This window comes from Streptomyces sp. NBC_00457, assembly GCF_036014015.1.
Lineage (GTDB): Bacteria > Actinomycetota > Actinomycetes > Streptomycetales > Streptomycetaceae > Streptomyces.
Map to the genome: position 1 here is coordinate 2,664,054 of NZ_CP107905.1, position 17,694 is coordinate 2,681,747.

Annotated in this window: 15 protein-coding genes; 4 read left to right on the top strand and 11 right to left on the bottom strand. The window is 69.7% G+C overall.

The genetic code is table 11. The annotated features are described in order from the left end of the window. The first annotated feature begins 47 nt into the window (after positions 1-47). Positions 48-1,448, top strand: coding sequence for a hypothetical protein (locus tag OG828_RS12190; protein ID WP_328501131.1), 1,401 nt, complete (start codon positions 48-50; stop codon positions 1,446-1,448). A gap of 54 nt (positions 1,449-1,502) precedes the next feature. Further along, entirely contained in the window at positions 1,503-2,228 is a 726-nt protein-coding gene (locus OG828_RS12195; RefSeq protein WP_328354193.1) for a hypothetical protein, read from the top strand. Here OG828_RS12195 and OG828_RS12200 read toward each other — a convergent pair. The 4 genes from OG828_RS12200 to OG828_RS12215 form a co-directional block, all read right to left on the bottom strand. Continuing rightward, the gene (locus OG828_RS12200; RefSeq protein ID WP_374104734.1) at positions 2,215-2,640 is read right to left on the bottom strand and encodes an NUDIX hydrolase; all 426 of its coding nucleotides are present in this window, start codon (positions 2,638-2,640) and stop codon (positions 2,215-2,217) included. The genes OG828_RS12195 and OG828_RS12200 overlap by 14 nt on opposite strands. 111 nt (positions 2,641-2,751) lie before the next feature. After that, the gene (locus OG828_RS12205) at positions 2,752-3,126 is read right to left on the bottom strand and encodes a VOC family protein (protein WP_328354196.1); all 375 of its coding nucleotides are present in this window, start codon (positions 3,124-3,126) and stop codon (positions 2,752-2,754) included. Between the two features lie 84 nt (positions 3,127-3,210). Next, a complete protein-coding gene (locus OG828_RS12210) occupies positions 3,211-4,587 on the bottom strand; it encodes a hypothetical protein (protein WP_328501132.1) in 1,377 nt (458 codons plus the stop codon). Continuing rightward, positions 4,580-5,338: a cyclase family protein gene (locus OG828_RS12215; RefSeq protein ID WP_328501133.1), complete on the bottom strand. Its 759-nt coding sequence runs from the start codon at positions 5,336-5,338 to the stop codon at positions 4,580-4,582. Before OG828_RS12215 ends, OG828_RS12210 begins: the two co-directional genes overlap by 8 nt. A 108-nt stretch (positions 5,339-5,446) precedes the next feature. On the opposite strand from OG828_RS12215, the gene OG828_RS12220 reads away from it, so the two are divergent. Continuing rightward, the gene (locus OG828_RS12220) at positions 5,447-6,313 is read left to right on the top strand and encodes a LysR family transcriptional regulator (protein WP_328354206.1); all 867 of its coding nucleotides are present in this window, start codon (positions 5,447-5,449) and stop codon (positions 6,311-6,313) included. A 55-nt stretch (positions 6,314-6,368) separates the two neighbouring features. Here OG828_RS12220 and OG828_RS12225 read toward each other — a convergent pair whose 3' ends face one another. The 7 genes from OG828_RS12225 to OG828_RS12255 form a co-directional block, all read right to left on the bottom strand. Next, positions 6,369-7,667 (bottom strand): sugar ABC transporter permease, encoded by a 1,299-nt coding sequence (locus OG828_RS12225; RefSeq protein WP_328501134.1) that lies wholly within the window; start codon positions 7,665-7,667, stop codon positions 6,369-6,371. After that, positions 7,664-8,455 carry an ATP-binding cassette domain-containing protein gene (locus tag OG828_RS12230; protein ID WP_328501135.1) on the bottom strand — a complete coding sequence of 264 codons (792 nt, stop codon included), beginning with the start codon at positions 8,453-8,455 and terminating at the stop codon, positions 7,664-7,666. Before OG828_RS12230 ends, OG828_RS12225 begins: the two co-directional genes overlap by 4 nt. An 82-nt stretch (positions 8,456-8,537) precedes the next feature. Then, positions 8,538-9,629 (bottom strand): sugar ABC transporter substrate-binding protein, encoded by a 1,092-nt coding sequence (locus OG828_RS12235; RefSeq protein WP_328501136.1) that lies wholly within the window; start codon positions 9,627-9,629, stop codon positions 8,538-8,540. 148 nt (positions 9,630-9,777) lie between these two features. Further along, on the bottom strand, positions 9,778-11,466 hold the full coding sequence (locus tag OG828_RS12240) for a DUF2264 domain-containing protein (RefSeq protein WP_328501137.1): 1,689 nt from the start codon (positions 11,464-11,466) through the stop codon (positions 9,778-9,780). A gap of 225 nt (positions 11,467-11,691) precedes the next feature. Further along, entirely contained in the window at positions 11,692-12,753 is a 1,062-nt protein-coding gene (locus tag OG828_RS12245; protein ID WP_328501138.1) for a rhamnogalacturonan acetylesterase, read from the bottom strand. 79 nt (positions 12,754-12,832) lie between these two features. After that, complete coding sequence (locus OG828_RS12250; protein ID WP_328501139.1) at positions 12,833-14,245, bottom strand: RICIN domain-containing protein; 1,413 nt, start codon at positions 14,243-14,245, stop codon at positions 12,833-12,835. A gap of 1 nt (position 14,246) precedes the next feature. Next, positions 14,247-15,335, bottom strand: a complete 1,089-nt coding sequence (locus OG828_RS12255; RefSeq protein ID WP_328501140.1) for a glycoside hydrolase family 43 protein — start codon at positions 15,333-15,335, stop codon at positions 14,247-14,249. Positions 15,336-15,518: 183 nt separating this feature from the next. On the opposite strand from OG828_RS12255, the gene OG828_RS12260 reads away from it, so the two are divergent. Then, entirely contained in the window at positions 15,519-17,621 is a 2,103-nt protein-coding gene (locus tag OG828_RS12260; protein ID WP_328501141.1) for an autotransporter, read from the top strand. Positions 17,622-17,694: the final 73 nt, after the last annotated feature.

Consider the following 17,694-nt stretch of genomic DNA (forward strand, 5'->3'; position numbering starts at 1 on the left):
GCTTCGCGAATGTCACGTGCCGTCGGCCACGGGGGAGGGAACGCGCCTTGTCTCAGCAGCAGTTGGGCCGCAGGCCGCGCGGGCCCGGTTCGGTGCCCCCGGTGCCGGACGGCGGGGACGGCGACGGCGGTGCGCAGCCGGCCCGGTTCGTGGGCTGGCTCGGCGGACTCGGCTGTGCGGCGGCCGGATACGGGGTGTTCCAGTTCCTGTTCGGGGTACTGCCCGACTCCCTCGACGGAGAGGCCGCCAAGTATCTGATCGCCGGGGTGAGCGGCCTCGGCACGGGGCTCGCCGCCTGGCTGGCGGCGGCGCTGGTGCGGGCCCGGGCCGCGGCCGTCGCACGCGCGCCGAGCACAGCGGCTCCGGCGATCGGTCCGGCCCTCGCGCCCGGCCCGCTTCCCGAGGTGTTCGCCGGTGCGTACGACGCTCTCGCCGAGCAGCTGGCCGTCGTCGACGACCCGGACCTCGGGCGGCTCACCGGCTGGACGCACGCCCTGGGCGAGAGCAGCCCGGCCCGCCCCACCGCGGTCGGCACGGCCTACGGCTTGCACATCATGCTCGACCTCGGCGCGCCCGACGGACGGGTGTCCACCGGCGATCTGGTGGACACACTGGGGCGGCTGCGGCTCCCGGACGGCGGCTGGTCGGCCCGCTCGCAGGGGTCCGAGCCGCGTCCGGAGGTCACCGCGCTGGTGCTGGGCGCGCTGGCCCGGGCGGGGGCGTCGCGGGACCGGCTCGCGGACGAGGTGGCCCGGTGTGCGGCCGGGTTCACCCATGAACTCGACCGTGCCGGACGGGAGTCGACGCATGTCGTGACGACGGTGCTGCGCGGGCTGCTGCGGGCCGCGCCCGACTCCGCGCTGCTGCCCCGGCTGCGCGAGGCGATCGTTGACGGCGCGCTCAGCGACCCGGGCCGCGAGCACCTGCGCTGCTGGGACTACCGGCTCGATCTGGACAACGGCACGGCGTCCGCGCTGCACACCGCCCAGGCGGTGGTCGCCCTCGACCGGGCGGCCGTGGTCCTCGGCGACAACGCGTCCGCCCGCGCCACCCGGGAGGACGGCGTCCGCTGGCTGCTGGCCTGCCCGGACGGACCGCACGACTCCTGCGCCGACCTGGCCAATCTCCGCGAGGAGGTACGGCGCCCGCGCACCGACGACCCCTCGCGCCACGAGGTGCTGAACGTACGGCACTTCACCGCCGCCTGGGTGGTCCGTGCCCTGATGTCGCCGACGGCACGGCGGGTCGCCCGTGACGAAGGGCTCGAGGAGCGGTGGCGGGAGCGGCTGGACGGGGCCGTCGCCGCGGTGTGGGCCGGGCAGTCCGGCGGCACCTGGACCTGGGGGCTCGGTGACGGCACCCAGCTGCGCCGGCCGATCTGGATGACGTATCAAGGCCTTTGCGCGCTGCGGGCCCATGCCGTATGGATGTATCAGCCAGAGGCTTGAGCACTGAAGGTCGGTCGAACTCGCCTGACACGGGCGGGAGTTGGAGGATGACGCATGGGCGGTCGGCAGGCTCTGGCGGCTCGGCGGCTGCTGGCCTCGGCGATGGACGGTGAGCTGTCCGAGCGCGAGTTCGCGACCGCCGCCCGTTCCGTCGTCGCCGAACTGGGCTCCTCCGAGCGCCTGTTGGAGCTGATCGCCGAACTCGCCTCCGGGGAGGGCGATCCGGAAGGTTGCGCCAGGCTGTCGTACCGCCATGTACTCGGTTTCGACAAGCTCCTGCTGATCGACGGCGGCCCCCGGCACATGCTGCGTGCGCACCTGTGGCATCCCGGCACCGGCGGGATCGGCAAGGAGGACATCCACAACCACCGTTCCCCGCTGGCCTCTTACATCGTCCGGGGGCGGCTGGCCATGGAGCTGTACGAGGTGCGGGGCGACGGCGGGATCGCGGCCGACCGGTACGAGGAGTCCCTGGCGGAGAGCTCGGCGGACTGGCGGCTGGCGCCGGCGGGCCCGGCCCGGCTGCGGCTGACGCATGTGGGGCAGTACGCGGCGGGCAGCTCGTACGCCCTGCCGCCGCACACCCTGCACCGCGCCTGGTGCGACACCGACCGGCCGACCGTGACGCTGTTCCTGGAGACGGGAAGCGAACGGCGGCGCAGCACCGATGTGTTCACGGCGGCGGGCCCGCATCCGGGGGCGGTGGCGAAGGTGCCGCTGAGCACGGCGGACTACCTGGGCGCGCTCGGCGGTCTGGCGGAACTGCTCAGGAGTTCATGAGGGCCTGGCGTACGACGTCGAGGTTGTAGTCGTCGATGTCGACCCTGGTCAGCTCGGACGGCCGCAGCCAGATGTGCTCCTGGTCGGGCTCGGGCAGGCTGACCGACCCGGACAACGGCCTGACCAGGAAGTTGTCCTGCCAGTTCTTGATCTCGCGGCCCCGGTAGTCGCTGACGAAGGACGACTGGCCGACCTTCCGTACGATCTCTCCGAGCAGCCCGGTCTCTTCCTTCAGCTCACGCAGCGCGCCGTCCTCGGGACTCTCGCCCGGCTCCAGCTTCCCGCACGGCACGCCCCACACCCGCGGCAGAAACCGCTCCTTCTCACTGCGGCGCACCAGCAGCACCTGCTGGTCGTCGTTCATCACGACGGCGGCCGCCAGTCGCCTGTCGCCGGGGATGTCCATATCCATGGTTCCTCGGTCCCTCGCCGGTGATGAGTACGGTGCTGAGTACAAAGGTTCTGATACCCACGAAAGCATCCACGGTACCAGCCGGGCCGTTTCCGGTCTGTGCCGTCGGTCTCACGACGTACCCGCCCGCTCCCCCGCCCCTCGCTCCACGCAGAACTCGTTGCCCTCGGGGTCGGCGAGGACCGCCCAGCCGGTGCCGTCCGGATTGCGGCGGTCGTCGAGCAGCGTGGCGCCGAGGGCCAGGAGCCGCTCGACCTCCTCGTCACGCGTGCGGTCCTGCGGCTGAAGGTCGAAGTGCACGCGGTTCTTGATGGACTTGGCTTCCGGCACGGCGATGAAGAGCAGGCCGGCGCCCTCGATCAGGACCTCCTCGTCGTCGGGCTTGTCGTCCTTGTGCACGGGCAGGTCCAGGACCCGCGACCAGAAGGTGGCGAGTTCGTAGGGGTGGGCGCAGTCGACGGTCGTATGGCGGATCGCGGAAGTCATGCGGTGATTCTTGGTCACCCGGCAGGTCCGAGCAACGCAATATGGGCCAGTTGCGTCGACGGTCCTGCGGGCGACAGACGGTTTCTACGCGGTGGCGGTGGCGACCAGGACCGAGGAGAGCGAGAGCAGCGCGGGTGGCAGCACTGCCTGCCGGTCCGAGAGGGGAAGGACTTCTTCGGCGATCCGCAGGCCGAGGGTGTGCGTCATGAAGGTGCGGCGGGCGGTGACGCGTGCCCACATCTGCGGATAGCGCTCGGCGAGTTCCGCGCGCAGGTCGGCGTCGGCGATCGCGACGGCGTCCTCGCAGTTGGCGGCCAGATCCGGGGTGGATCCCACGGGGATGATGTCGGCTTGCAGTGACATGCCGGAGTGGACGGTGCCATGGGATCCGGCGGCGAAGGGGCTGTCGAGCCATTCGTCGATGTGCTGCAGGTGCCCGGGGTTCAGCAGCGGGCGGATCGACGACTTCGCCAGCTCCCGCGTGGTCCGCTCGGCGATCTCGGCGGTCGACGCCCCCAGGATGAGGCCCTGGTACCAGGTGGCGATGGCGGCGAAGTAGCCGGCCGCGAAGTCGGTCTGCCGCTGGTCGAGTTCGTCGGCGCGCAGCACGTATCCGGCGCGCGAGGTCAGTCCGCCCTGGAGCCCGACCGCGGTCGACAGCAGGTCTCCGTGCCCGATCACGCGGTCGCTGGGGCTGCACAGACCCACGATCTTGCCGGACCCGGTGGTCAGCATCACGTGGGCGGTCAGGGGCAGACCGTTGAGGGCCATGTGCTCGGCGGTCGCCAGTTCCGAGCGTCCGGGCTCGAGAGCCTCGAGTGCGCGCCAGGCGTGGCCGGCGGCGCGGGTGGCGCGGTGCTCGTTGAGCGCGATCTGGTCGGCCTCGTTGCGGGAGCGCAGGCCGTCGATGCCCATGAGGATCGACGTGGCGTCGGTGAGGTTCCGGGTGACGTCCAGGATCTCACCGATCACGAAGGCCGGGACGGCGTAGGCGTACGGCGAGATTGGGGAGTCGCCGGCCGTGATCTGCCGCCATCCGACGAGTCCCACGCGGGATTCCGGGCCGACGCCGGCCTGGCGCAGGGCCGCGGAGACGCGCGGCTGGACGCTGCGGTCCTGCCCGGGCAGGCTGAGCGACTGGCACAGCACGGCCGTCGCGGGGACGGGCAGACCGGGGATCATCGCGCTCGACTCGTTGCCGGCGAGGATCCAGGGTGCGTTGTCCAGGTCCAGCACCACCAGGGCTTCCTCGAACCGGGGGTCGAAGCCCGTCAGGTAGAGGCTATTGCCGGGGTGTTCCCGGTCGGCGTAGGCGATGAGGTGGGTGAGGCCCAGCTCGCGCATCCGCTCGCGCGTGCGACTGATCCGGCCGGCGTACACCTCGCCCGACAGGACCGGCTCGGGCTCGAGCGCGGACAGCGGGGGGAGTTCGACGTCGCGCAGCGTGATGTGGTCAGACACGGGAGTCTCCTTCGGCGACGACAGCGACGGCGCGGACCGGGGAGCCGGTGCCGCCCGCGATCTTCAGCGGCAGGGCGCCGAACAGGACCACCGGGGGCAGTCCGTCGAGGTTGGTCAGGTTCTCCAGGACCAGGACGCCGTTGGGCAGGAACTCGTAGTGCGCCTTCAGGTCGGCGCCCGACACGTCACCGGGGTCGATGCTGATGCAGTCGATACCGACGGCCTTGATGTTCTTGCCGCGCAGATAGGCGGACGCCTCACCGCTCAGTCCCGGCCAGCCGCGCAGGTAGTCGAAGCCCTCGGGGATGCGCTTCCAGTGCCGGGCCCAGCCGGTGTTGATGATGACGATGTCGCCCTCACGGACCGGCTCGTTCGCCGCCTCCCAGGCCTGCACATCCGCCAGGCTGATGTGGTGGCTGGTGGCCTCGAACGGGCCGAACGCCATCACCACGGCGCGGCCGATCAGCTGGGACACGCTCAGGTCGGCGGTGGAGATCCGCCGGGGGTCCTCGGGATCGGGGACGAAGTGCGAGGGCGAGTCGATGTGCGTGCCGGAGTGGTCGCACATGATGAGCTGCTTGAATTCCGCGACGTCGTCCATCGACACGTAATCGGCGATGATGTATTTCGGATGCGTCGGGAAAGTGGGGATGCCGATTTCGAGCGTGTGGCTCAGGTCGACGATGTCGAAGCCACGCAGCGTATCGGCGAGACGGTCTATCTCACCGACGGCGTTTATCTGGGGAGTCATGCGAGTAGCGAAACACGCTCGCCGGAGAGGTAACAAAGACCACTTCTCACTTACCTAAGAGGAAATGGCTATAGGCCAAGTCTATGACGTCGCCCTTAGACTGCCCCTATGACAGTCACTCTGCGGCAGATCGAGTACGCGCTCGCTGTCGATGAAGCGGGGGCCATCTGCGCCGCCGCGAAAGCACTGCATGTCGCCCAGCCGTCCCTGTCCCAGCAGATCTCGAGCCTGGAACGCTCCCTGGGTGTCGTGCTGTTCGAGCGTACGGCGACGGGCACCTCCACCACTCCCGCGGGGCGGGCCTTCCTCGTCGAGGCCCAGCAGGCGATGCAGGCGGTCGAGCGTGCGCGGGAGGTGGCGGTCCGGGCGGCGAGCAGCACGCGCAAGGACATCATCATCGGCGCGAACGAGATGACGCCCACCCTGTGGCTGGCGAAGTCCGTGGCAACTCTGCGGGCGTCCGCGCCGAAGCTCTCGGCTCGCGTCGTGAACTTCGCCGACGCGGAATCGCTCATCGAGGCAGTCGGATCGGGCGGCATCGACGTCGGCGTCGGTCCTCTGCACGCGTCGTCGTGGCGGGAGCGAAAGCACCGCATCGGCTCACTGGAACTCGGGATGGCCGTTCCCCACGGCTCCTCCCCCACGACTTCTGTGCCAGCCGGGAGCCTCGGTGCACAGGAATGGGTCACCTGCCCGTCGAACGCTCCGGTCTTGACCGAACTACGGAAATCGATCGGCGACACGCGCACGGACGATCCGTCCGCGGCCAGTCTGAGTGCCGCCGTCTCCTACGTGGACGCCGGCCTGGGAGCGACCCTGGTGCCCTCCGGCTACGCCCTGCCCGCATCGCTCGACCTGGTGACCATCAATCCCCCGCCGACGGTGGACGTCTATGCCTTCGCCCTGCGCAGCACAGACGCGGTGACGTTCAACCGGATCGCTCGAGAGATCACCGCGCACGGTACCGCGCCCTGAAGGGGCGCGGGGAACTGCGCGACCAGCCACAACGGACCCGCAGCGTAAAACCGCCCTACGCGCGGCCCGCGGCCTTCTGACTGCGACGGGAGACGGAGTCGATAACCACCGCACCCAGCAGAACACCCCCAGTGATCATGTACTGGATCGACGTGTTCATGTTCAGCAGGTCGAGACCGGTCTGGATCGACTGGATGACGAGCATGCCGAGCAGGGCGGACCAGACGGAGCCACGCCCGCCGAACAGCGACGTGCCGCCGATGACCGCCGCGGCGATGGCCAGCATCAGGGTGTTGCCGCCACCGGCGGACAGCGTGGCGCTGGCGGTCTGGCCGGCGAAGAACATGCCGCCGACCGCGGCGAAGCCACCGGCGATCGCGAAGACGGAGATACGGACCATCGGCACGCTGATACCCGCACGGCGGGCCGCCTCCGTGCCGCCGCCGACCGCGAACACCTTCCGGCCGTAGGTGGTGCGGCGCAACACGAAGTCCATGGTGATCAGGCAGGCCAGGAAGATGACCAGCGCGTTGGAGACGCCGGCGGAGTTGTTCAGCACGGCCGCCGCGGCGAAGGACACGAGAGCCAGCAGGATGACGCGCAGCAGGATCTCGCCGGTGGGCCGGAAGGGCACGTTCGCGGCCTTGCGGCGGCGCTGCTCGTTGACGTTGCCGACGAGACTCAGCACGACGCCGAGGCCGGCCAGCAGGTAGGCGCCGATGATGGCCTGGTCCATGAAGAAGGAACTCTGGCCGAGCAGGTGGACCGGGCCGGAGTCGGACGGGATGTTGATGGTGCCGCTGTCGCCCAGCAGCCACAGCATCAGACCGTTCCAGCCGAGGAAGCCGGCCAGGGTCACCACGAAGGCGGGTACGCCGATCCTGGCGAAGAACCAGCCGTGCAGCGCACCGATCAGGATGCCGGTCATGATCGTGAGAGCGAGCGCGAGCCAGGCGTTCAGCCCCTGGTTTGCCACGAACACCGCGAACAGGGTGGACGCCAGACCGCTGACCGAGCCGACGGACAGGTCGATCTCGCCGAGCAGCAGCACGAACACCAGGCCGATGGCGAGCATGCCGGTGGCCGACAGGTAGTAGCTGATGTTCGCCAGGTTGTCGGCGCTCAGGAAGCGGTCGTTCTGCAGTTGGAAGATCGCCCAGATGACGATCAGGCCGATGACCACCGGCAGCGAGCCCAGCTCACCGCCCTTGATCTTCCGCTGGAACTCGGTGACGTAGCCCTTGAGGCCCTCCTCACGGACCAGCAGGCGCGGGTCGACGACGGCGACCGGCGCGGCGGTGGGGTCGTCGGCGGCCGCGGAGCGGGGGTTCAGGGTCTTCGAGGTGTTGCTCACTGTGCCGCCTCCGCGGTACGACGCCCCGCACGACGGGTCACGGCGTTGTCCGTGGCACCCGTGATCGCGGCGATGATCTCTTCGTGGCTGGTGTCCTTCACGGGGAAGGAGCCGTTGTTCCTGCCCAGGCGCAGGACGGCGACGGTGTCCGCGACCGCCTTGACGTCGGCCATGTTGTGGCTGATGAGGATGGTGCCGAGGTCGCGCTCGCGCAGCCGCTCGACGAGGTCGAGGACCTGCGCGGTCTGCTCGACGCCGAGGGCGGCGGTGGGCTCGTCGAGGATGACGACCTTCGGGTCGCCGATGAGCGCGCGGGCGATGGCGACGACCTGGCGCTGACCGCCGGAGAGGCTCGCGATCGGGATGCGCACGCTGGGGATGCGGATGGAGAGCGTGGACAGCAGCTCGCGGGCGTTCTTCTCCATCGACACCTCGTCGATGACGCCCCGGTGCAGCAGCTCGCGGCCGAGGTAGAGGTTGCCGACCACATCGAGGTTGTCGCAGAGCGCGAGGTCCTGGTAGACGGTCGCGACACCGAGACCCTGGGCGTCGTGCGGCTTGGTGATGCCGACCGGCGTGCCCTCCCACTCGATGACGCCCTCGTCGATGGGGTGGACCCCCGCGATCGTCTTGACCAGGGTGGACTTTCCGGCGCCGTTGTCGCCCACCAGGGCGACCACTTCTCCGGCATGGACCTCCAGCTCGACGTCGGTGAGTGCCTGCACCGCACCGAATCGCTTGGAGACTCCGCGCAACGCCAGCACGGGCGTAGCGGACACGTGAACCATCTCCTTCGCCGCTGACCGGCGGGAATACCGTGCGCGCCGGGGCGGGCGCGGTGGATGACAAGAGGTGGATGACAAGAGACGCCTATTCGAGGCCGGCCTTCTCGCAGGCGGCGGCGTAGCCGGCGGTGCAGATGTCGGCGACCGTGTAAAGGCCGTCCTTGACGACCGTGTCGTCGATGTTGTCCACCGTGACCGACACCGGGGTCAGCAGCCGGGAGGGGACCTTGTCGCCGGAGCCGCTGGTCTCGGTCTGGGTGGCGAGGGCGGAGATGTCCTTGCCCCGCAGCAGGTTGACCGCGAGCTGGGCGGCGGCCTCGGCCTCGGGCTTGAAGGCCTTGTAGATGGTGGCCGACTGGGTTCCGCTTAGGATGCGCTGGATGGCGGCGAGCTCGGCGTCCTGACCGGTCAGCGGGATGCCGCTGATGCCGGCGCCCTTGAGGGTGTTGGCGATGCCGCCGGCCATGCCGTCGTTGGCGGCGTAGACGCCCGCGATGTTCGTCGCGCCGAGCTGGGTGATCGCGGCGGACATCTTCTGCGCGGCGACGGTGTCCTTCCACAGGCCGGACTGCTCGTAGGCGATGTCGACCTTGCCGTCGAGGGCGTTGTGGGCGCCTTCCTTGAACTTGGCGGCGTTCGGGTCGGCGTCGTCACCATTGACCATGACGACCTTGGACTTCGGGGTCGCCTTGGAGCCGAGCGCGGCGAGCAGGGCCCGGCCCTGGAGCTCGCCGACCTTGACGGTGTCGAAGGAGACGTACGCCGAGACCGGGCCCTGGGCCAGGCGGTCGTAGGCGATGACCTTGATGCCCTTGTCCACCGCGGACTGGATGGAGGACTTGATCGCGGCGGAGTCCTGCGGGTCGACCACGAGGACCTTGACGCCCTTGGTCACCATGCTGCTGATCTGCTGAGCCTGCTTGGCGGGGTCGCCGGCGGCGTTCGCGTACTCGACGGTGCAGTCCGGGCAGAGGGACGTGACCTTGGCCTCGAAGTACGGCTTGTCGAACTTGTCGTAGCGCTCGGTGACGCTGTCCGGCAGGAGGAGGCCGACGGAGTTGCCGCCCGAGGAGGAGCCGGTGCTGTCACTGCCGGAATCGTCGTCCCCGGCCTTCCCACAGGCGGCCACGGAAAAAGCCAGCGAAACCGCGGCAGTGCCTATGACGAATCTGCGCATCGGTGCGTTCATTTCGGAATGCCTTCGAGAAAGGGCCGCAAGATGGCGGCCGGCTGGGGACTGCCGTATGCCTTTAGCAGAGCAGTCAAGCCGCATTCGTCCGCTTGTTACAAAGACCGGTTTCCTCTTCGGCGATAGGGCGAGCCTCTTACCCGGGATCAGGGAAATGCGCGGATCCGTCGTGCAGCCGGACGCGCGTCTCGGTGCCGTCGCTCCAGCGGACGGTCAACTCCCCCGCCTCGTCGAGATGTACGGCGGCCGAGTCCGCGAGAGGGACCGGTTCCGGGTCGGCGGTCAGCCGGGCGAGCGCGACGAAGAGCGTGCCGTCGGTCGTCGATCCCGCGAGGTCGTCGTTCAGGCCCACCACGGGCAGGAGTTCGGCGCGCGCCCCGTCCTGCGCCGCCCATCCGGTGATCCGCACGGAGGTGCCCTCCGGAGCACCGGACACCCTGAAGGCCCTCACCTCCACCGCCCCGCGCGCCAGCACCAGGCTCGTCACCCGGGCCCCGCCCGCCGTCCGGTGCCGGGAGGCGACCCAGCCCTCCCCCACGCCCAGCGGCACGATGTCCGTGCGGCTCGGGTCGTCGTCGACGATCACGCTGTTGTCGTACGACGGTGAGGGCCGCGTCACCGTCGAGTAGGCGAGCCGGGTGTAGTACGGGTCGTAGCGGACGTCCTCGCTGCCGTGGTTGTGGAGGCGGACCAGGCCGTCGGAACGGGTGGAGTGGATCAGCCAGTTGACCGGGTGGACCGGGGTCACGGCGTCGGAGCGTTCCGCCGGTCCTGGCTCCTCGGTCGCCGTCCACACCTCGTGGTCCGGCGGCAGGAGCAGGCCGAGGAAGCCCTTGCTGGCCCAGTAGGGGGACGCCGGGCCCGAATAGCCTTGCAGGAGCGCCTCGTCGGGGCCGTGCCAGCCGAGGGTGAGCAGGCCGTTGTCGTCCACGGCACCCCGGTCGAGAAAGTAGCGCAGCGCTCCCGAGGCCAGCCGTCGGGTCTCGCCCGGTGACAGGGGGGTACGGCCGGTCAGCGCGCCCAGCCACAGCGGGGACGTCGTGGCGAACCGGTACGTCAGGGAGCGGCCCTGGTGCATGGGGGCGCCGTCGCCGCCGAACAGCCGGGCGTAGTCCTCCAGATGGCGTGCGAGCCGGCCGCCGTAGAGGTCGAGCAGTTCGGGGTCGTCGGCGAGCCAGGCGTGCAGCACCGGGTAGAGGTGCATGGCCCAGCCGTTGTAGTAGTCGAACTTGCGGCCGTCGCCGTCGGTGTACCAGCCGTCGCCGATGTACCACTTCTCGATGCGTTCCAGACCGCGGTCGATCGCCGCGCGGGACGCGTCGGTTTCGTAACCGATGTCCTGGAGGAAGCCGCCCACGGTGACCGGGAACAACTCCCAGTTGCAGGGCCAGGCTTCGGCGGTGAGCGCGTCGCCGAGCCAGGCCGCGGCGCGCTGCCGGACGCCGTCGTCGAGACGGTCCCAGAGGAGGGGGCGGGTCAGTCGCAGGGCGAGGGCGATCGAGGCCGCCTCCACCAGCGGCTGGCTGCGGTCTTCGATACGCGGCCAGATACCCGAGACGCCCGCCGCGAGACCGTCCGCGTAACGCTCCAGCGCGGTCTCGTCCCGGAGGAAGGCCGCCAGCAGCAGCGTACGGGCGTAGCCCTCCAGGCCGTCCGACAGCCGGCCGGACCAGCTCGTGCGGTCGCCGGGCAGGTGGTACAGCGCACGGTCCTCGGTCGCGTACGGCTCGACCGCGGCGAGCAGGGCGTCGGCGGCGGCCTCCCAGTGGGCGCGGGTGTATCCGGTGTACGGGCTCAGGTCACGGTCGTCGCGGGGCAGTTCCATCAACAGCGCTTTCCTTCCGGCAAAGGCCTGGGGCGCTCCGGTTCCGGTCGAAGCGCCCCAGGGGCTCATCCCACCCGCACCAGGCCTAGGTCCTGTCTTTCGGACCAGCCCTGGGCCGCGGGGTCTGGCACGCACATCTGCCGCGTTGTCGTCAGTCGCCATGGCTCCGCCATGACTCCCTCCTCCGCCTTGCAGCTGCACGCACCAGACCCCGCTCACCCTGGCTCAAGAGGCGCCGTAGGACAATGTCGGGCCGGTCCGAAAGACAGGCCCTGGCACCAGATGCTGGGCGACGAGTTCTGCACGGGCCAGTTCCGCATACACCGTGGCCCCGTGCACGGAGGTGTGCGTGTTGTCCCGCTTCTCGTTGTACAGGTACAGCGCCTTGGACGCCTCGACTCCCAAGGACTCCACGAGCGTCTTCGTCTTCGCCGTCAAGTCGATCAGCGGGACGTCGTGCGCGGCGGCGACCGAGCGGGTCACGGCCGGGTGGTCGACGCCGAGGCCGTTGACCAGGAGCGCGGTGCCGTTGTTCAGGGTGCCGTCGGAGTTGAACCAGCGTCGCACGATGGGGGTCACCAGGACCGGGGTCCCGCCCTTCTCGCGTACGCCCGCGACCAGTGTCTCGAGATTGGCGCGGTATGTCGCCCCGTCGGTCGTCTTGTCGTTGTGGGCGAGCTGGATCAGGACGAGGTCGCCGCGGTGGATCAACGGCTGGACGGTGGCCCACAGTCGGGGATTCTGCAGGTAGCTGACCGTGCTCTCGCCGGAGTCGGCGTAGTTGGCGACGGACACGCCCTTGCGGAGGAACTGAGGCAATTGCTGGCCCCAGCCGGCGTACGGGTCGCCGGGCTGGTCGCAGACCGTGGAGTCGCCGACGAGGAAGATCTGGCGGGCGCGCCGGGCGGGGGTGACCTCGATGTCGGCGAGGGCGGGGGCCGAGCCGCCGATCGCCAGGTCGAGGCCCGCGGTGCCGTCGGGTCCGGTCGGTTCGCCCTCGGGGGTGCGGACGTTCACGGTGAAGCTGCGGGCGACGCGATCGCCAGCCTCGGTGGCCGTCTCGGGGAGGAGAGCGCGGCGGGTCTCGCCGGTGATGCTCGTGCTGGACGCGGTCTCGCCTCCGATGAGGACCTTCACGTCGTACGTGCCGGGCGGGAGGTCGAAGTGGCAGGCGGTGGCGGTGCAGTGGGACAGGTCCAGCGGCCGTTGGCGGGCCTGGGCGGGTGCGGCGGACAGCGCGGTTCCCAGCGTGACCGCCACCAGGGCGGTCAGGGCGAAACGTCTCATGCGCGGCTCCTCCGACGACAACAGCGGCAGGCTCGACAAGGCTTGGCCGCTGGACCGTATCGCGCTTGGCAAGCGCTTTCTAGACCCCGCGCGTCCACTGCTGGTTGCTCGCGCCGTTGCAGGTGTACGTGATGATCGCGGCGGAGTTGGCGGTGGACGCGCCGTTCACGTCCAAGCACTCGCCTGTCGCGCGGGACTTCACGTTCACGTAGCTGCCGGTGGTGGTGAGCGACCACTGCTGGCTGGTGGCCGACGCGTTGCAGTTCTCCTGGGTGACCGTGTTCGCGTTCTCCTGGACGCACAGGGAGCTGTTTCTCACGGCCAACTGGTAGTAGCCGCTGCCCACCGACTTGAACCAGTACCTCTGGTTCGCGCCGCCGTTGCAGTCGTACTGCTTGAGCTGCGCGCCCTGCCACAGCGACTGGCTGGTCACGTCGGCGCACTTGGAACTGTGCCGGGCGATCAGGGTGTTGTACGTGGCGCTCGCGCCGCTGATCGTGCCGGTGGCGGTGTCGATGGTGACCTCCGGCGACCAGGACATCGACATCGAGGTGGAGGTCGGGAAGGTCAGCGGCAGCCAGACGTAGCGGGAGTCGTTGACGGTGCCGCCGAAGGAGTTGCCCCAGCGGTCGCCCAGGTAGAGGTACGAGGTGGTCGACGTGCCCTGCACGGGGAGGACGTACGCGGTCTGCGAGCCGTAGGTCGTGGAGTCGCCCACGTTCTTCATCGCGGTCCACGGGCCGGTGATGTTCGTGGCGGTGGCGTACTGCTGCTGGTTGGGACTCCAGCCGGTCGCGCCCGACGTCAGCATGAAGTAGACGCCGCCCCGCTTGAACAGCGCCGGGGCCTCGCGGTGGCCGCCGTGCCAGGGGTCCGCGACCAGGGCGGCGATGCCGGTGTAGTCGCTGGTCAGGCGGTAGATCTGGAGGTCGTAGTTCTCGCGGGCGGCGGAGATCATGTAGCCGGCGCCGTCGGTGTCGACGAAGACCGTGATGTCGCGGGACATGTGCTGGCCGAGCGGGCGGAAGCTGCCCCGCCAGGTGTAGTTGCCGTCCACGGTGTCGGAGACGGCCACGGCGGCCCGGGCCTCGCTGTAGTCGGAACCGTTCTCCTTGTGCATCCACATCACGAACTTGCCGGTGGACGCGTTGTACATGACCTTCGGGCGCTCGATGTTGGCGGTGGCGAGCTCCGGGTCGCTGGCCTCGGTCAGGACGTGGTTCCTGAACTCCCAGTTCTTCAGGTCGCTGGAGCGGTAGGCGTCGACGTAACGGAAGGTGTTGTCGGCGTTGCGGTGCTCGCCGAACCAGTAGTAGTACGAGCCGACCTTGATGACCCCGCCGCCGTGGGCGTGCACGGGGGAACCGTTGACGTCGGTGAACTGCGTGCCGTTCACGATGGTCTGGGGTGCGGCCTGGGCCGGGCCCGCGGTGACCAGGGCGCCGGCCAGGGCCAGACAGAGGGCGAGCAGAACCGCGTACACACGTCTCATCTCACGCACTCTCCTTCGCGGAACCGGCCGCCGTGTCGGCCACGGGGATGCCGAAGTCGGGGGTGCCGTCCGGTTTCCAGCCGAGCTTCTGGACGCGGGTGTGCCGGTTGGGGTCGTTCAGCGGGTCGCCGACGATCTCCTTGTACTGGCGGGCGTGGTAGACGATGACGTCCGTGCGGCCGTCCTCGGCGACGGTGAAGCAGTTGTGGCCCGGCCCGTACTGCTTGGTGGTGTCGTTGCTGGTGAACACCGGGGTCGGGGACTTCGACCAGTTCGCCGGGTTCATGAGGTCGGCGTCGGCGTCCACCGTGAGCAGGCCCATGCAGTAGTTGTGGTCGGTCGCGCTGGCCGAGTACGACATGAAGATGCGGCCGTTGCGCTTGATGAACGACGCGCCCTCGTTGACCTTGAAGCCGATGGTCTCCCAGTCGTACTCCGGGGTGGTGAGCCGTACTTGAGGGCCCGTCAGGGTCAGCGGGTCGGCCATCTTCGAGAGCCAGATCGCGGTGTTGTTGTCCATGCCGGGCTCGTGCTGCGCCCAGGAGAGGTAGCGGGTGCCCCGGTGGGTGAAGGTGGTGGCGTCGAGGGAGAACGTCTCCCACGCCGTTTTCAGCTGGCCGCGCTCCACCCAAGTCCCCTTGAACGGGTCTCTGTTGGAGTTCTCCAGGACCCAGATCCGGATGTCCCACACGCTCTCGGCGGGCGCGGCGGCGAAGTAGATGTACCACTTCCCGCCTATGCGGTGGATCTCCGGCGCCCAGATGTGCGCGCCCATGGGGCCGGTGGCGTGCTTGGTCCAGACGACCGACTCGGCGGCGGTGGCGAGCCCGTTCAGGGTGCGGGAGCGGCGCAGGATGATCCGGTCGTACTCGGGGGCGGTCGCCGTGAAGTAGTAGTGGCCGTCGCTGTGGCGGTGGATGTGCGGGTCGGCACGGTTGCGGACGAGCGGGTTCACGAACGGCGCGGCCTTCCGGCTGGGTACGTCGGTGGCGGCGTGGGCCACCGAGGGGGCGGCGACCAGGGCACCCGCGGCCAGGGCGCCCTTCAGCATCAGTCTGCGGTCGAGGGCATGGGATTCGTAGCGGCTCATTCGGGCTGCCTCTCGGGGGGCGAGAAGTTTGATGTGCGGCTCGTTCGGGATCACGAACGTCATCTGTGATTACGAACGCCGAAAAGGTATGGGGGTGCCACGGGGAGGTCAACGGGACTGACGCGCCGAATTTTGGTCGGGCAGATTTCTGTTATCCGTCACCGACCGGCGCGTCTCCTGTGCGTGAGCAGCTTCCCCCACAAGACCGCAGCGGCGGCGGGCGCCTTCGCGGCCGTCGCCTTCCTGGTGACCACTCCCCCTGCCGAGGCCGCGGGCACCCGGGATGTCACCGCCGACGTCCTCGCGGACCGAGACGTGACACTCACCGGCGACACGGTCGTCACCGTGCCGTCGGGGACGACGACGTACGACGGCGCGTTCCACGGCGAGGGCACCCTGACCGTGCGCGGCACCGGCACCCTGGTCCTGACCAAGGACAGCGACTTCACGCTGCCGAAGTCCCGGCAGCGGCAAAGGGTCACGACGCAGGGCGGCAACCACCCGTACGTCACCACGGCCGACCCGGACCCGCCCGCGGTCACGGTCGAGCGCGGGGCGACGCTGCAGTACGGAAACGGCGGCACGACCGGGCTGATCGGCCGCTTCCCGTACAACACCCCGGCGTTCCGGCTCAACCAGGACAACATCCGGGTCGACGGCACCCTGCGGCTCTCCCTGAAGAGCGCCTACAACCTGGGCACCATCAGCGGCTCCGGGCTGATCACCCAGCCGAGGTTCCTCTGGGGCACCTGGGACATCTCGGGCACCCACCCCTTCTCCGGGGTGATCGACAACGGCACACAGGCGAACGCCGGACGACCGGAGTACGCGACGTCACTGCCCAACATGCGCAAGGTCCTCAACCAGGGCACCTGGACCGTCGACACCCCGCTGAGCCAGACCGTCACCCAGCGCATGGACTTCTACCAGCGCGAGTACGGCAGCGACATCAACGTCCAGTCCCGGCCCGGCAGCAAGGTCGTCCTCACCGGCCAGTACAGCTGGTCGAACCAGGGCGGCGACACCGACCCGTCGCTCAGCGACCCGGCCCTGAACTGGACGCCCGCACGCAAGAACATCAACAAGCGCGGCACCAACATCAAGGGCGCCAACGTCCAGTGGGGCGACGGCACCACGAACAAGATCTTCATGCCGGGGACCGCCGAGACCGTCTACATCAACTTGCTCGCGGCCAGGTCCCGTTCACTGCTCACCTTCGACTACAACGGGCCGGTGACCCTGGGCGCCCCCATCGGCGGCGGCGTCTTCCACGACACGCTGTCCGCACCCGGCGCCGGCGACATCGTCATCGCCGGGACACCCGGCAACGACGTCACCTTCGCGGCCAAGCAGTACTACGACGGCTCGACCACCGTGGAGAAGAGGGCGGTGCTGCGACTCGGCTCGGGCAAGCGGGGCGGCGACGGCTCGCTGCTGACGGGCACGGAGCAGCGGCGGGTGGTGAACGACGGCACGCTCGTCGTGCGGAACGTGACCGACCCGGTGAAACTGACGCACGTCAGCGGCAGCGGGTCGCTCGTGCAGTCGGGCGCGGCGACGACCACGCTCACGGGCGGCTCGGTGACGTACACCGGGACCACGACCGTCAAAAAGGGCACCCTGGCGCTGCGGGACGGGGCAACGCTCGTACGCAGCAGGGCGATTCGGCTCTTGTCGGAGGGGGCACGGCTGGACGCGGGTACGGGGGTACTGCGTGTGGCCACTGCCCTCTCCGGCAAGGGCACGGTGAAGGGCTCCGTGACGAACGACGGCGTGGTCGCGGGCGGTGTCGCCGTGACCGGTGACTACACACAGCGCGCTAAGGGCCAACTGGTCCTGGCAGAAAAGCCGTTGAAGGTCGCGGGAGCGGTCAGGCTGGCCGGGGACCTCGATGTATCCGCCGCCGGTACGCGGCCCGCACGTGAGATCACCGTCCTCAACCACACCGGCCGGGCGAAGACCACCGGCACGTTCACCGGTCTGAAGGAGGGCGCCCGGCTGAAGCTCGCGAACACGACGTACCGGATCAGCTACCGGGGCGGCGACGGCAACGACGTCGTCCTGACGACGAAGGCGGCCACCGCGAGCTCCTCCCCGACCGCCTCCACCCGCGCGGCGGCCGGCGCGGCGCCCGCGGACACGCCCACGGCAAGCGCGGAGAGCGAGACGTTCGGCTGGTGGCCGTACGCGCTGGGGCTCGGCCTGCTGGGCGGGCTGATGGTGCCGGCGACGCGACGGATACGGGGCCATGGGGGACGGCGGCGGGGCGGGCGGCACGCGGCGTAGTGGAAGAGCGGGGCGCCCCACATGGTGGGTGATCCGCTCACGCACTGGACACGGACGGCCGTCCGCCGCGTGC